Genomic DNA, 16,131 nt, shown 5'->3' with positions numbered 1-16,131 from the left:
TTGCTCAACCAGCCCAGTCACTTCAGGTCAGGACCGCCCGATGATTCGCGACACCTCCGCTCAAGACCGCCTGGTCGAGGTCAAACCCAACCGCAAGCGCCAGCTGCTCATCGGCGGCATCGGCCTGGCCGTGCTGGTCGCGCTGGCCCTTGCGCTGCCGACCGCGATGCGGTTGTTCTCGGCCGACGCGTCGGTCAGCGCCTCGCGGCTTTCCTTCGCCACCGTCGAACGCGGCCTGTTCGTGCGCGACATCGCGGCCGAGGGCAAGGTGGTGGCGGCGGTCAGCCCCACGCTCTATGCCACTTCCGGCGGCGCGGTCACGCTCAAGGTGCACGCGGGCGACACGGTGAAGAAGGACCAGGTGCTGGCCGTGGTCGACAGCCCCGAACTGACCAACAAGCTGCTGCAGGAAGAGTCCAACGCCGATGCGATGGAAGTGGAATACCAGCGCGCGCAGATCGAGGCGCGCAAGCAGCGCTCCTCGCTGCAGAAGGCCTACGACAACGCGCTGATCGACCAGCAGGCGGCCGAGCGCGACCTGGCCCGCAACGAGAAGGCGTTCAAGCTCGGCGCGGTTTCCGGCATGGACGTGGACCGCGCCAAGGACACGCTGCAGAAGGCCAGGCTGACCACCCAGCACGCGAAGGCGGACCTGGGGATGGACAACGACAGCCTGAACTTCGACATCAAGTCCAAGAAGCTCGCGCACGAGCGCCAGGAGCTGTTGGTCAAGGACCTCGAGCGCCAGGTCGACGACCTCAACGTCAAGTCGCCGGTGGACGGCCAGGTCGGCCAGCTGTTCATCGCCGAGCGCGCGACCGTGGCCAAGGACGCCAAGCTGCTCAGCGTGATCGACCTCTCCGCGCTGGAAGTGGAGATGCAGGTACCCGAAAGCTTCGCGCGTGACCTGGGGATCGGCATGTCCGGCGAGATCACCGGCAACGGGCACACCTGGAAGGGCCTGGTCAGTGCGATCTCGCCCGAAGTGGTCAACGGCGAGGTTGCCGCCCGCCTGCGCTTCGAGGGCGCCACGCCCAAGCAGCTGCGCCAGAACCAGCGCCTGTCGGTGCGCATCCTGCTCGACAAGCGCGACAACGTGCTTACCGTGCAGCGCGGTTCCTTCGTCGACGAGTCCGGCGGCAACTTCGCCTACGTCGTGCACGAGGGCATCGCCGAGAAGAAGCCGATCCGCGTGGGCGCCAGCAGCATCGACAAGGTCGAGATCCTGGACGGCCTGAAGGAAGGCGACCGGATCGTGATCTCCGGCACCGACAACTTCAAGGATGCGGCCAAGGTCGCCATCAGCGATTGACCGAAAGGCGGGGAACGGAGCATGGGGAACAGGCAAGAGTGGCATCCGGAGGCGGCCTCCTTGCCGTGGAAACCTCCGGGCGGTGAAACCCCAGACGCCGCAGACGCATCTACCCGTTCCCCATCCTCCGTTCCCTGCACGAACTACCACCACCACCGAAGGACGTAACCATGCTCAAGATGACCCACCTGTCCAAGGTCTACCGCACTGAAGTGGTGGAGACCTACGCCCTGCGCGACTTCAACATCGACGTGAAGGAAGGCGAGTTCGTCGCCGTCACCGGCCCGTCCGGTTCGGGCAAGACCACCTTCCTGACCATCGCCGGCCTGCTGGAGACCTTCACCGGTGGCCACTACCACCTCGACGGCATCGAGGTGAGCCAGTTGAACGACAACGCCCGCTCGAAGATCCGCAACGAGAAGATCGGCTTCATCTTCCAGGCGTTCAACCTGATCCCCGACCTCAACGTGTACGACAACGTCGAAGTGCCGTTGCGCTACCGCGGCATGAAGGGTGCCGAGCGCAAGCAGCGCATCATGGACGCGCTCGAGCGCGTGGGCCTGGCCTCGCGCGCCAAGCATTACCCGGCCGAGCTTTCCGGCGGCCAGCAGCAGCGCGTGGCAATCGCCCGCGCATTGGCCGGCAGCCCGCGCCTGCTGCTGGCGGACGAACCGACCGGCAACCTGGACACGCAGATGGCCCGCGGCGTGATGGAACTGCTGGAGGAGATCCATCGCGAGGGCGCCACCATCGTGATGGTGACCCACGATCCGGAACTCGCCGCCCGCGCCCAGCGCAACGTGCACATCATCGACGGCCAGGTGGTCGACCTGTCCGAAGAGCCGCGCTTCCACTCGCACAACGCGCGCGTCGCCGACGCCTGAGCCTTGTCGATGGAGCCTCTCCCCGGCTCGCCGGGGAGAGGGAGCGGGCGCGGCAACTTCACCTATCCGGAAACCCCGACATGTTCGCCTACTACTTCCAGCTTGGCCTGCGCAGTCTCCGCCGCAACCCGCTGCTGACCGCGTTGATGGTGATGGCCATCGGCTTCGGCGTGGCCGCCTCGATGATCACCTACTCGGTGTTCCGGGCGACCTCCAACAATCCGATCCCGCAGAAATCCGACCAGCTCTACGCGGTGCAGATCGCCAACTGGAAGGCCGAAGACCTCGACCAGGGCGAGCCGCCCTCGGCACTGACCTACACCGACGCCATGGCCTTCATGCAGGCGCACAAGGCCAAGCGCCAGACCGCGCTCTATCCGATCGCGCCGTCGGTGATCCCGGCCGACGCCAGCCGCCTGCCGATCGAGGAAAACAGCTACGCCTGGTACGGCGACGCTTTCGCCATGTTCGACGTCCCGTTCATCTACGGCGGGCCGTGGACGCAGGCGCAGGACGACGCGCGCGCGGCGGTGGTGGTGATCGGCAAGAAGCTCAACGACAAGCTGTTCAACGGCCGCAACAGCGTCGGCAAGACGATCAACCTGGACGGGCACGACTACCGCATCACCGGGGTGATCGGCGAATGGGACCCGCAGCCGCTGTTCTTCGACCCGGTCAACACCGGCGGCTTCGGTGATCCGATCGGCCTGTTCATTCCGTTCACCCGCGCGATCGACCTGCAGATGCCGTCGGCCGGCAACAACAACTGCAACGACACGCCCGGTCCCGGTTGGGACAACTGGCTGCACTCGGAGTGCATCTGGATCGAGTACTGGGCCGAGCTTCCGGCCAGGGCCGACGCCGATGCCTACAAGCGCTTCCTCACCGGCTACGCCGCCGAACAGCAGCGTGCGGGCCGCTTCAAGTGGGCGCCGAACGTGCGCCTGCGCAACGTCACCGACTGGCTGGACTTCAACAAGGTCGTGCCACCGGAATCAAAGATCTCGCTGCTGGTCTCGCTGGGCTTCCTGCTGATCTGCCTGGTCAACACCATCGGCCTGCTGCTGGCCAAGTTCATGCGCCGTTCGCCGGAGATCGGCGTGCGCCGGGCGCTGGGTGCTTCGCGCCGCGAGATCTACGCGCAGTTCCTGATCGAGGCGGGCACGGTTGGCCTGACCGGCGGCGTGCTGGGCCTGTTGCTGACCGGCCTGGGCGTGCTCGGCGTGGGCTGGGTGTTCGACGAGCAGATCGCGCGGCTGGCCACGCTGGACGGCTCGCTGATCGCGTTGACCATCGTCGCCGCCGTGCTGGCCACGCTGCTGGCGGCGTTCTATCCCACCTGGCGGGCCGCGCAGGTCCAGCCTGCCTGGCAATTGAAGTCCAACTGAAGGAGGCGATGACGATGTTGCAGATCAAGCCCATTCTCGCCGCCCTCAAGCGCCACAAGGCCGGCACTGTCCTGATCGCGCTGCAGATCGCGCTGACCCTGGCGATCGTGTGCAACGCACTGTTCATCATCCAGCAGCGGACCGAGCACCTCTCGCGTCCGACCGGCATGGTCGAGACCAACCTGTTGACCGTCGCCAACCGCTGGGTCGGCGCCGACGACAAGGCGACGCCGTCGCTGGGCAAGACCGACCTGGAGGCGCTGCGCCGCATGCCGGGCGTGGTCGATGCCACCATGACCAACTCCTATCCGCTGCGCGGCGGTGGCTGGTCGACCAGCATCAACATCACGCCGGAAGCGAAGAAGGAGATGGCGCACACCACGCTCTACTTCACCGACGACCATGCGCTGGCCGCGATGGGCCTCACCCTGGTGGCGGGCCGCAACTTCCGGCCGGACGAGATCGACTGGGTCGACGCCAAGGAATTCACCACCACGCCGGTGGTGATCGTGACCAGGGAGCTGGCCCACAAGCTTTATCCGAAGGGCGACGCCCTGGGCAAGGTGCTGTACCACTCCGGCCAGACCAAGCCGAGCACCATCATCGGCATCGTCGATCGGCTGCAGGTGCCGTGGACGGGTTCCTGGGCGAACAATTTCGCCGAGAACTCGATGCTGATTCCCCGCCTGCTCACCGGCAACTTCGGCAGCTACCTGGTACGTACCCAGCCCGGGCAGCTCGAACGCCTCACCAAGGCGGTGCCGGCGTTGCTGATCAAGACCAACCGCATGCGCGTGATCCCGGAAGAACGTGGCGTACGCACCTTCGCCGAAGTCCGCGAGCAGGCCTACAAGAGCGACCGTGGCATGGCCATCCTGATGGGCGTGGTCTGCGCGGTGCTGCTGGCGATCACCGCCGCGGGCATCGTCGGCCTGACCAGCTTCTGGGTCGGCCAGCGGCGCAAGCAGATCGGCGTGCGCCGCGCGCTGGGCGCGACCAAGCACGACATCCTTTCCTACTTCCTCACCGAGAACCTGCTGATCGGCGCCGGCGGCGTGATCCTGGGCGCCGCGCTGGCGATCGGCATGAACCTGTGGATGGTGAGCCATTTCGAGATGGAGCGGCTGTCGATGGTGTACGTCGCGGCGGGCGTGATCGCGCTGCTGCTGCTGGGGCAGGGCGCGGTGCTCGCGCCGGCGATGAAGGCCTCGCGCGTGCCGCCGGTGGAAGCGACGCGCTCGGTGTGATTCCGAGCCCCTCTCCCTCAGGGGAGAGGGGTTGGGGTGAAGGGCGGGGTTCGCCCGGCACTCCATCGAAAGCGGGATTGGAACTCGGGACTGGCGTGGACGTCCGCGCCCTGCCCGGCCCCTCACCCCAATCCTCTCCCCAAAAGGGGAGAGGGAGCAAAAATACGGGAACCCTGGATGTTCGGTTACTACTTCCAACTCGGCATGCGCAGCCTGCGCCGCAACCCCGTGCTGACCGCCCTGATGGTCGTCGCGATCGGGTTCGGCGTGGCCGCCTCGATGATCACCTGGTCGGTGTTCCGGGTGGTGTCGGGCAACCCGATCCCGGAGAAGTCCTCGCAGCTGTTCACCGTGCTGGTCGACAACCGCGGCCCGCAGTACAACAACGACGGTGAGCCGCCGGAGGCGCTGACCTACACCGATGCCAACGCGCTGGTCCGCGCGCACAAGGCGCCGCACCAGACCCTGTTCTACCCGATCGCGCTGGCGGTGCTTCCCGGCGGCAACCGCAGCCTGCCGCTGAAGGCGATCGGCTACGCGACCAACGCCGACTTCTTCGGCATGTTCAACGTGCCCTTCCAGTACGGCTCGGGCTGGTCGGCGCAGGAAGACGCGCGCCGCACCGGCGTGGTGGTGCTCAGCCACGAGTTCAACCAGCAGGTGTTCGGCGGCGCCGACAGCGTGGGCAGGGATATCGACCTGAGCGGGCACACCTACCGCGTCGTCGGGGTCACCCAGCACTGGGACCCGAAGCCGCGCTACTTCGACCTGTTCGACGGCTCGGCCTTCGACGAACCCGCGCAGATCTACATTCCGTTCCATCGCGCCGACGACCTGAAGATCGACACGGCCGGGCGCAACAACTGCGGCGGTGCGCCCAACACGGGCGTGGACGCCGGACGCGAAGGCTGGCTGCACGGCGAGTGCTCGTGGATCCCGATGTGGGTGCAACTGGACACGCCTGCGCAGGTGTCGGCCTATCGCAATTTCCTTGAGGGCTATGCCGCCGAGCAGCAGCGCGCCGGCCGGTTCCGCTGGGCGCCGAACGTGCGCCTGCGCGACGTCGCCGACTGGCTGGACTTCGAGGACGTGGTGCCGCCGGAAAGCCGCATCTCGCTGATCGTGGCGGCCGGCTTCTTCGTGATTTGCCTGGTCAACACCATCGGGCTGCTGCTGGCCAAGTTCATGCGCCGCAGCGCCGAGATCGGCGTGCGTCGCGCACTGGGTGCCCCGCGGGGCGAGATCTACCGCCAGTTCCTCATCGAGGCGGGCACCGTCGGCGCCGCCGGCGGCGTGCTGGGCCTGTTGCTCACCGCGGTCGGCGTCGGCGGGGTGGGACTGCTGTTCTCGCCGGAAATCGCCCAACTGGCGCACGTGGACGTGTCGCTGATGCTGTCGACGCTGCTGCTGGCGATCCTGGCCACGATGATCGCCGCGCTCTATCCCACCTGGCGCGCCGCGAAAGTGCAGCCCGCCTGGCAACTGAAGTCCAACTGACGGGGCAAGCATGCAAATCGGACCCATCCTCGTCGCGTTGCGCCGCCACAAGGCCGGCACCACGCTCATTGCGCTGCAGATCGCCCTGACGCTGGCAATCGTGTGCAACGCGCTGTTCATCATCCAGCAGCGGCTGGTGCGGGTGGACCGTCCCAGCGGCGTGCAGGAGTCGAACCTGTTCGTGATCCAGAACGACTGGCCGGAGAAGCTGCCCTCGCAGGACGCCGACGCGCGCATGCGCGCCGACCTGCAGGCGCTGCGCCAGCTCGGCAGCGTGCAGGAGGTCAGTTCCTCCAACAGCTTCCCGCTGCGCGGCTCGGGCTGGGACAACTTCGTCCGGCTGAGCCCCGATCAGGTCAAGATGACCACCGACACGGCGATCTTTTTCTCCGATGAGCATACCCTCGCGACGTTGGGTGCGCGCCTGATCGCCGGCCGCAACTTCAGCGCGGACGAGGTCGGCAGCCAGAGCGGCACCGACCGCATGCATGCCCGGCAGATCATCATCAGCAAGGGGTTGGCGGAGATCCTCTTTCCGGGCGGCTCGGCGCTGGGCAAGACCATCTACGTGTCCAACGACAACGCGCCCTCGACCGTGATCGGCATCACCGACACCCTGCAGGCGCACATGACCGGGGTGTGGGCCAAGCCCTATGCCTACAACGCCGTGCTGGTCCCGGCGCGCCTGACCGGCGACGGCACGTTCTACCTGGTGCGCGCGCGGCCGGGGCAGCTCGCCGATGCCATGCGCCAGGCGAAGGATGCGCTTTACGCGCAGAGTCCGATGCGGATCATCCCCGCGCAGGACGGCATCATGACCTTCGCCCAGGTCCGCCACCGCGCCTACGACGGCGACTACGGCATGGCGATCCTGATGGGCATCATCAGCGCCGTGCTGCTGGTGATCACCGCCGCGGGCATCGTCGGCCTGACCAGCTTCTGGGTCGGCCAGCGGCGCAGGCAGATCGGCGTGCGCCGCGCGCTTGGGGCGCGCCAGCGCGACATCCTCGGCTACTTCCTTACCGAAAACCTGCTGATCACCCTCGGCGGCGTGCTGCTGGGCGTGGTGCTCGCGGTGTCGATGAATGTGTGGCTGGTGATCCGGATGGGTTCACAGCCGATGTCGCCGCTCTACCTGGTCGCCGGCGTGCTGATGCTCCTGTTGCTGGGGCAGGGAGCGGTGCTGGCGCCGGCGGTGAAGGCCTCGCGCGTGCCTCCGGTGGAGGCTACGCGCAGCGTTTGACTTGGAGTCCCTCTGCCCGCGGGGGAGAGGGAGCATAGCCAGGAGCCTGGGATGTTCGGCTATTACCTCAACCTTGCCTTGCGCAGCCTCGGCCGCAACCGCGTGCTCACCACGCTGATGGTGCTGGCGCTGGCGCTGGGCATCGGCGCCTGCATCACCACGCTGACCGTGCTGCGGCTGCTCTCGGGCGACCCGCTGCCTGGCCGCAGCGCGCAGCTTTACTACCCGCAGATCGACCCGTATCCGAAGAACGGCTATATCCCCGGCGAAAGCAAGCCGCAGGAAAACCTCACCTGGGTCGACGCCAACAACCTGTTCGACGCGCACCGCGCGCCGCGGCAGGCGCTGGTGGCGCTGGGCTCGGCGAAGATCCAGTCGCGCGATGCGGGCGGGCGGCCGTTCTTCGGCGATGCGGTGATGACCACGGCCGACTTCCTGCCGATGCTCGGTGCCCCGTTCCGCTACGGCAGCGGCTGGAGCGCCGATGACGACGCCGCCGGCGCGCGGGTGGTGGTGATCGCCGACTTCCTCAACCAGAAGTTGTTCGGCGGAGCCAACAGCGTCGGGCGCACCCTGCGCCTGAACGGCCACGACTTCCGCGTGGTCGGCGTGCTCGACCACTTCTCACCGCAGCCGCGCTTCTACGCGATCAACATCGGGCGCAGCTACGGCGACGGCGATGGCGCCTTCCTGCCGCTGCGCGCGGCACGGGCGGTACAGCTCGATCCCAACAACATCAGTTGCTGGGAAGCGGCCGACATCGAGCATCTGGAGACCGCCCCGTGCATGTGGCTGGGCCTGTGGGTGCAGCTGACCGACGCCACCGCGGTCGCCAATTACAAGCGCTTCCTCGACGGCTACGTGCGCGAGCAGATCGCACAGGGCCGTTTCCACCGCACCGATACCGCGCTGCCTGACGTGCTGCAGTGGCTGCGCATCGAAAACGTGGTGCCGGACGACGCGCGGCTGCAGGCCGGACTTGCCTTCGGCTTCCTGCTGATCTGCGTGACCAACACCATCGGCCTGCTGCTGGCCAAATGCCTGCGCCGCTCGCGCGAGATCGGCGTGCGCCGCGCGCTGGGTGCCACGCGGGGCGCGATCTTCGGACAGTTCATGGTGGAAGCGGCGATGGTCGGCCTGGCCGGCGGATTGCTCGGGCTGGCGGTCGCCGAACTGGGCCTGTGGGGCATCCGCCACCAGCCGGCCGAATACGCCAGCCTGGCCCGGCTGGATGTTTCGATGTTCGTTTTCACCTTCATCGTCGCGCTGGTGTCGGCGCTGGTCGCGGGACTGCTGCCGGCCTGGCGCGCCTGCGTGGTCTCGCCTGCGCCACAGTTGAAGAGCGCCTGAGGTTTCGCATGGAAATCGCACCGATCCTTGCCAGCCTCCGCAAGCACCGCATCCCGGCGCTGCTCATCGTGCTGGAAATCGCGCTGGCCTGCGCCGTGCTGTGCAATGCCGTGTTCATGATCAGCGAACGCGCCGGCGAAATCCGCCTGCCCAACGCGATCGACGAGCAGGGCCTGAGCGTGGTCACCCTCTCCGGCGCCGATTCCGACCGCGCCGCCAGCGAGATCCCGCGCAACCTCGATGCGCTGCGCCGCATCGACGGCGTGGAGGCGGTGGCGGTGGTCAACACCATGCCGCTGTCCGGCAACGGCTGGAACAGCAACTTCACCACGCGGGCGGACATGAAGCCGACCGACAAGGCCAGCATCAACTCCAACGTGTACCTGCTGGGCGAGGGCGCCGATCGCGCGCTGGAGCTGCGCCTCAAGCAGGGACGCATGTTCACCGCAGAGGACTACGCCACCGCATCGATGGGCTCCTCCTTCATGCCGGAAACGCACGTGGCCATCGTCAACGAGCGCCTGGCCGAACGGCTGTGGCCCGGCCAGTCGGCGCTCGGCCGGAAGATGTACGTGGACCGGTACTGGTACCAGGTGGTGGGCGTGGTGGCGAACGTGCTGCGCCCGAAGCAGGCCGGCGCGGGCCTGCCGGGCATCTATGACGCGGCGTTCTTCCCGATGCAGCCGACCGGCGCGCTCGGCTATTACGTGCTGCGCAGTGCGCCGGCCGACCGCGACCGCGTCGCGCGCCAGGCCGAGGACGTGCTGGCCGGGCTGGAGCCCGGTGCCGTGGCCGAAGGCAAGACGTTTCCCGACATGCGTGGCGAGTACTTTTCCGGCGCCGCCAGCATGGTCTGGATGCTGGTGCTGGTGTGCGTGGTGATGCTGGCGGTCACTGCCTTCGGCATCGTCGGCCTGACCAGCTTCTGGGTGGCGCAGCGCCGCCGCCAGATCGGCATCCGCCGCGCGGTCGGCGCGCGGCGCAGCCACATCCTGAGCTACTTCCGCACCGAGAACTTCCTGTTGAGCGGCGCCGGCGTGTTGCTGGGCATGGTGCTCGCGTTCGGCATCAACCTGTACCTGATGCAGCACTACGAAATGGACCGCATGCCCTGGTACTACCTGCCCGTCGGCGCCATCGCGTTGTGGCTGCTCGGACAGGTGGCCGTGTTCGGCCCGGCCCATCGCGCCGCATCGGTGCCGCCAGTGGAAGCCACGCGCAGCGCATGAATTCTGCCCTCTTCCGGTGGAAGAGGGATTCCAGCCACGGAGAACCGGAATGTTCGGCTACTACCTCGACCTGGCCATGCGCAGCCTCAGGCGCAACAAGGCCCTCACGGCGCTGATGGTGCTGGCGATCGCGCTGGGCATCGGCGCGTGCATGACCACGCTGACGGTGCTGCACGTGCTCTCGGGCGATCCCTTGCCCGGCAAGAGCGCGCAGCTCTATTACCCGCAGCTCGACCCGCAGGACATGGACGGCTACCAGCCGCAGGACGATCCGCCGGTGCAGGTGACCTGGACCGACGGCATGAACCTGTTGCACGCGGGCCGTGCCGACCGGCAGGCGCTGATGACCGGCGGCGCGGTGCCGGTGCAGCCGGCGCAGTCGGCGATCGATCCGTTCTTCGAGGACGCGCGCTACACCACGGCCGACTTCTTCCCCATGTTCGAGGTGCCGATCCGCTACGGCCGCGCGTGGACGGCGGCCGACGACGAGGCGCATGCGCGCGTGGCGGTGATCTCGCGCAAGCTCAACGACAAGCTGTTCCAGGGTCGCGACAGCACCGGCCAGACCCTGCGCATGAACGACGTCGCCTTCCGCATTGTCGGCGTGCTGGACACCTGGCGCATGACGCCGCACTTCTACGACCTCAACAGCGGCAGCTACGCCGAGGACGAGGGCGTGTACCTGCCGTTGACCACCGCCTACGAGCTCAAGCTCGGGCGCAACGGTTCGACCGATTGCTGGGGCAAGGGCTCCGATCCGGATCACATGGACACCGCGCCCTGCGTGTGGCTGCAGTTCTGGGTGCAGCTGGATACGCCGGCCAAGGCCGCCGCCTACAAGCAGTACCTGGTGCACTACTCGCAGGAGCAGAAGGCGCTGGGCCGCTTCCAGCGCCCGCCGAACGTGCGCCTGCCCGATGTGATGGGCTGGCTGGACTACAACAAGGTCGTGCCGGGTGACGTGCGGCTGCAGGCGTGGCTCGCGTTGGGCTTCCTGCTGGTGTGCCTGGTCAACACGGTGGGCCTGATGCTGGCCAAGTTCCTGCGCCGCAGCCCCGAGCTCGGCGTGCGCCGCGCGCTGGGCGCCTCGCGCCGCGAGGTGTTCATGCAGCTCCTGGTCGAGTCGGGCGTGATCGGCCTCACCGGCGGCGTCGCCGGACTGCTGCTGTCGCTGGTGGGCCTGTGGCTGGTGCGCAAGCAACCGTCGGACTACGCCGCGCTCGCCCATCTGGACCTGTCGATGTTGCTGGCCACCTTCCTGCTGGCCGTCGGTGCCTCGCTGCTGGCCGGGCTGCTGCCCGCCTGGCGCGCCTGCCAGGTCACCCCCGCGCTGCAGCTGAAGAGCAACTAGGAGCACCCCATGGACATTCTTCCGATCCTCTCCACGCTGCGCCGCCACAAGATCACCGCCCTGCTGCTGGTGCTGGAGATCGCGCTGACCTGCGCGATCGTCTGCAACGCGGTGTTCCTGATCAACCAGCGGCTCGAGCGCATGCAGATGTACAGCGGCGTGGCCGAGCACGAACTGATCCAGGTCCAGGCTTTCGGCATCGGCGACACCGCCGACGCCAAGGCGCACGCGCAGGAGGACCTCACCGCGCTGCGCCAGATTCCGGGTGTGACATCGGTGGCGCTGGTCAACCAGGTGCCGTTCACCAACAGCTCCTGGAACACCAGCGTCAAGCTCGATCCCAAGCAGAAGCAGGCCACCCTCAACGCGACCCAGTACTTCGGCGAGAACCTGCTTAAGACCTTCGGCGCGCAGCTCGTGGCCGGGCGCGATTTCGAGCCGGGCGAGTACCTGGAAATGCGCCAGGTCGCCCGCGACGAAAAGCTCGCCAAGAAGATCACCACCGTGATCATCACCCGCGGTCTCGGCGAGAAGCTCTGGCCCGGCCAGTCCGCGCTCGGCAAGACGATCTACCTCGGTGGCGATCCGGTGCGGGTGGTCGGCGTGGTGGCCGGGCTGATCCGTCCGGCGCTGTTCGGCGGCGACGATACGGCGCAGTGGTCGATGGTGTTCCCGCTGCGGATGGACTCGGACAACGCCAGCCGCTACGTGATCCGCACCGCGCCGCAGGAGCGCGACCGCGTGCTGGCCGCCGCCGTGGCCACGCTGCGCAAGACCGACCCGCACCGCATCATCCTGGAGAAGAAGACGCTGGACGACATCCGTGCCGAATTCTTCCAGGACGACCGCGCCATGGCGGGCCTGCTCGCCGGCGTCTGCATTGCGCTGCTGGTGGTGACCGCGCTGGGCATCGTCGGCCTGGGCAGCTTCTGGGTCGCGCAGCGGCGGCGGACCATCGGCGTGCGTCGCGCGCTGGGCGCCACCCGCCGCAACATCCTCACCTACTTCCAGACCGAGAACTTCCTGCTGGCGACCATCGGCATCGCGCTGGGCATGGTGTTGGCCTACGGCATCAACCTGTTCCTGATGCTGCATTACGAGCTGCCACGGCTGCCCGCCTATTACTTCCCCGTGGGCGCGATCGCGCTGTGGCTGATCGGGCAGATGGCGGTGCTCGGCCCGGCCATCCGCGCCGCCGCGGTGCCACCGGTGGTCGCCACCCGCTCGGTCTGACCTCGAGGAGACACGACCATGAACATGCAGCACATCGCCCGATCGGGTACGCCAGCTTCCGTGTTGCCTCGCCGGAGCGTCCGGCGCCTGCCTCTTTCGATGGCATGCGCACTGGCCGCGGCCTGCGTCGGCGCGTGCGCTTTGCCCGCAACGGCGTCCGCGGCCGTGTCGCCGCCGGGCACCCGAGCCGGCCATGCCGAAGAAGCGGCGGCGCTGGTCGAAGCGGTCCGGCACGGCCGCACCGACCTCGTGCGGCAGCAGGTCCACGCGGGCGTCAGCGTGGATGCCTGCGCGCCGGGCGACGGCAGCCCGCTGATCGTGGCCGCGCAGGGCGCCGACCGGACGATGGTCGATGCGCTGCTTCGCCTGGGCGCGGACGTCAACGGCGCCTGCCACGGTGACGGCAATCCGCTGATCGCGGCGGCCGCGGCGGGCGACGTCGGCACCCTGGCGCAACTGCTGGACGCCGGCGCGCGGCTGGACGCCGTCGTCCCCGGCGACGAGACCGCGCTGATCACGGCCGTCCGTGGCAATCACCTGGCGGCCGTGCAGTACCTGGCCTCGCACGGCGCCGACGTCAACCTTGGCGCCATGGCGGACAACGGCCAGTGGCGCACGCCCCTCAACCAGGCCCGCGGCGATGCCGTCGCGGGCTTCCTGCGCGGCAAGGGCGCGACGGCAAGCGGTACGCCACGCCGATGAGGCCGATGGCGCGCCCCGACGAACCATGGAGTGAGTGAATGTTCGGCTACTACTTCGATCTCGCCCTGCGCAGCCTCAAGCGCAACAAGACGCTCACCGCGCTGATGGTGCTCGCCATCGCCGTGGGCATCGGCGCGAGCATGACCACGCTTACCGTGATGCGGCTGCTTTCCGGCGATCCCCTGCCGGGCCGCAGCCAGCACATCTTCTATCCGCAGGTGGACCCGGATCCGGCCAACAAGGATTCGGACGAGCCCTACGACGAGCTCGACTACCACTCGGCCGTGGACCTGTGGAGCGCGAAGCGTGCCGACCGCCAGGCGCTGGTCGTGTCCAGCCCCATCAAGGTCGCGGCGCCCGGTTCGGACGTGCCCGCTTCCAAGCTCGACATGCTCTCGGCCACTGCCGATTTCTTCCCGATGTTCGGCGTTGCCTTCCAGTACGGCGGCAGCTGGTCGGCCGAGGACGACGCCCGGCACAGCCGCGTGGCGGTGATCTCGGCGGACCTCAACAACAAGCTGTTCGGCGGCAGGGACAGCGTCGGTCGCACGCTGCGGCTGCGCGACAAGGACGTGCGCATCGTCGGCGTGCTGGCGCCCTGGCGCCCGTCGCCGCTGTTTTACGAAGTGGCCGGCGGCCGTTTCGCGCACGGCCATACGGATGGCTTCTATGGCAAGCCCGAGGATGTGATGACGCCGTTCTTCACCGGCATGGATCTGAACGACGGCAACTTCTACCAGTTCACCTGCTGGCAGGTGCCCGAACGGCCCGGTTACCTCAAGGACTCGCCTTGCGTGTGGGTGCGGCTGTGGGTGGAACTGGCCGACGCGGGCAAGGCGGACGACTACCGCCGCTTCGTCGCTTCCTATGCGGCCCAGCAGATGGCGCTGGGCCGCTTCAGCCATGCCGGCAACACGCGCATGCGCAACCTCACCGAATGGCTGGACTACAACGGCGTGGTGCCGAGCGACGTGCGGCTGCAGACCTGGCTGGCGTTCGCCTTCCTGGCGATCTGCCTGTTCAACACGGTGGGCCTGCTGCTGGCCAAGTTCCTGCGCCGCAGCGGCGAGATCGGCGTGCGTCGCGCGCTCGGAGCCACGCGTGGCGCAGTGTTCGCACAATGCCTGGTGGAGGCCGGCATGATCGGGTTGCTGGGCGGCATCGCCGGATGGCTGCTGTCGCTGGTGGGGCTGTGGCTGGTCAGGCACCAGCCGGTGGCGTATGCGGACATGGCGCACCTGGACGTTTCGATGTTCGCGGTGACCTTCGTGCTGGCCGTGGCCACCAGCGTGGCGGCCGGCCTGTTGCCTGCCGCGCGTGCGAGCCGCGTGGCGCCGGCGCTGCAGCTGAAGACCTTGTAAGGAAGCATCATGGATATCCGACCGATACTCGCCGCGCTGCGCCGCCACCGGCTTGCCACCTTGCTGATCGCGCTCGAAATCGCGCTTGCCTGCGCGGTGCTGTGCAATGCCTGCTTCCTGATCGTCTCGCGGCTGGACCTGATGAAGGTGCCCAGCGGCGTGGACGAGTCCTCGCTCGCGCAGTTGCGGCTCGATTGCGACGGCTGCAACGAATCGGACCTCAATGCGCGCGCCTTGTCCGCGTTGCGCACGGTGCCGGGCACGCAGGCGGCCGCGGTCGTCAGTTCGCTGCCGTTCGGCGCGCCCAGCGGGTATGCAGGCATCACGCTGGACCCGCCCGGGCAGGCCGAGCGCCACTACGGCACCGTGCCGCACTTCTACGCCGGCGGTCCCGCGGCCGCCGAAGCGATCGGGATACGTCCGGTGCAGGGGCGGCGCTTCTCGAGCGCCGACTTCCAGCCCTCCGATGGCGCCTGGCTGCCGCTGGATGCGCCGGTGTGGATCACTCGCCCGCTGGCCGAGCACCTGTGGCCGGGCAAGAACCCGCTCGGCAAGGACTTCTGGAGCGACAAGTACCATTTCCGCGTCGCCGGCATCCTCGACCACCTGGCGCAGCCGGAGCCTGGCGCGCGCGGCGTGGCCACGGCGCAATGGTCGATATTCCTGCCGATGGCGCCGGGCAGGCAGCTGGCCGGCAACTACGTCATCAAGGCCGCGCCCGCCGACCTGCCGCGCGTGCTGCGCGACGCACGCGCCGCGCTGATCCGCGCCGTTCCGGAGGGCGTGCTCGACCTGGACCAGAGCCAGACCCTGGGCGACCTGCGCCACCGCTACTTCCGCAACGACCGCGCCATGGCCGGCATGCTGGTCGGCGTGATCGCCGCGCTGCTGCTGGTCACCGCGCTGGGCATCGTCGGCCTGGCCAGCTTCTGGGTCGCGCAGCGGCGCAAGCAGATCGGCGTGCGCCGCGCACTGGGCGCGACGCGCAGCGACATCCTGCGCTACTTCCAGACCGAGAACTTCCTGATCGTCAGCTTCGGCATCGGACTGGGCATGGTGCTGGCCTTCGGCCTGAACCTCGCGCTGATGAGCCATTACGAACTGCCGCGCCTGCCGCTGTACTACCTGCCGATCGGCGCGCTCTCGCTGTGGGTGCTGGGCCAGCTGGCCGTGCTGGCGCCGGCGCTGCGCGCGGCGGCGGTCCCGCCGGTGGTGGCGACACGGTCGGTGTGAGATCGCCGCAGGAGTCCCTTCCGCCTGTCGGCACCTTCCCCCGCGTGCGGAGGAAGGCTCGGAAGATGGGCGCGCAAATGATCCTTCTCCCGTGCCAAGAG

The 16,131-nt window shown here is 68.1% G+C and carries 13 protein-coding genes; all 13 read left to right on the top strand.

The window, feature by feature from the left end; all coding sequences use genetic code 11:
- Nucleotides 1–40: 40 nt before the first annotated feature.
- Entirely contained in the window at nt 41–1,312 is a 1,272-nt protein-coding gene (locus tag LQ772_RS12930; protein ID WP_231321299.1) for an efflux RND transporter periplasmic adaptor subunit, read from the top strand.
- A gap of 170 nt (nt 1,313–1,482) precedes the next feature.
- A complete protein-coding gene (locus LQ772_RS12925) occupies nt 1,483–2,196 on the top strand; it encodes an ABC transporter ATP-binding protein (RefSeq protein WP_231321298.1) in 714 nt (237 codons plus the stop codon).
- Between the two features lie 80 nt (nt 2,197–2,276).
- Nucleotides 2,277–3,584, top strand: coding sequence for an ABC transporter permease (locus tag LQ772_RS12920; RefSeq protein ID WP_231321297.1), 1,308 nt, complete (start codon nt 2,277–2,279; stop codon nt 3,582–3,584).
- Between the two features lie 14 nt (nt 3,585–3,598).
- A complete protein-coding gene (locus LQ772_RS12915) occupies nt 3,599–4,831 on the top strand; it encodes an ABC transporter permease (RefSeq protein WP_231326039.1) in 1,233 nt (410 codons plus the stop codon).
- Between the two features lie 177 nt (nt 4,832–5,008).
- A complete protein-coding gene (locus LQ772_RS12910; protein WP_231321296.1) occupies nt 5,009–6,328 on the top strand; it encodes an ABC transporter permease in 1,320 nt (439 codons plus the stop codon).
- Nucleotides 6,329–6,338: 10 nt separating this feature from the next.
- Nucleotides 6,339–7,571 (top strand): ABC transporter permease, encoded by a 1,233-nt coding sequence (locus tag LQ772_RS12905; protein WP_231321295.1) that lies wholly within the window; start codon nt 6,339–6,341, stop codon nt 7,569–7,571.
- A gap of 51 nt (nt 7,572–7,622) precedes the next feature.
- On the top strand, nt 7,623–8,921 hold the full coding sequence (locus tag LQ772_RS12900; RefSeq protein WP_231321293.1) for an ABC transporter permease: 1,299 nt from the start codon (nt 7,623–7,625) through the stop codon (nt 8,919–8,921).
- Between the two features lie 8 nt (nt 8,922–8,929).
- Entirely contained in the window at nt 8,930–10,150 is a 1,221-nt protein-coding gene (locus tag LQ772_RS12895; RefSeq protein ID WP_231321292.1) for an ABC transporter permease, read from the top strand.
- A 49-nt stretch (nt 10,151–10,199) separates the two neighbouring features.
- Nucleotides 10,200–11,501: an ABC transporter permease gene (locus LQ772_RS12890; protein WP_231321291.1), complete on the top strand. Its 1,302-nt coding sequence runs from the start codon at nt 10,200–10,202 to the stop codon at nt 11,499–11,501.
- Nucleotides 11,502–11,510: 9 nt separating this feature from the next.
- Entirely contained in the window at nt 11,511–12,734 is a 1,224-nt protein-coding gene (locus LQ772_RS12885) for an ABC transporter permease (RefSeq protein WP_231321290.1), read from the top strand.
- A 165-nt stretch (nt 12,735–12,899) separates the two neighbouring features.
- Nucleotides 12,900–13,436: an ankyrin repeat domain-containing protein gene (locus tag LQ772_RS12880; protein ID WP_231321289.1), complete on the top strand. Its 537-nt coding sequence runs from the start codon at nt 12,900–12,902 to the stop codon at nt 13,434–13,436.
- 38 nt (nt 13,437–13,474) lie between these two features.
- Nucleotides 13,475–14,797, top strand: coding sequence for an ABC transporter permease (locus tag LQ772_RS12875; protein ID WP_231321288.1), 1,323 nt, complete (start codon nt 13,475–13,477; stop codon nt 14,795–14,797).
- Nucleotides 14,798–14,806: 9 nt separating this feature from the next.
- Nucleotides 14,807–16,030 (top strand): ABC transporter permease, encoded by a 1,224-nt coding sequence (locus LQ772_RS12870; RefSeq protein WP_231321287.1) that lies wholly within the window; start codon nt 14,807–14,809, stop codon nt 16,028–16,030.
- Nucleotides 16,031–16,131 lie beyond the last annotated feature (101 nt).

Source organism: Frateuria edaphi (assembly GCF_021117405.1).
Lineage (GTDB): Bacteria > Pseudomonadota > Gammaproteobacteria > Xanthomonadales > Rhodanobacteraceae > Frateuria_A > Frateuria_A edaphi.
This window is presented reverse-complemented; position numbering and strand designations above follow the sequence as displayed.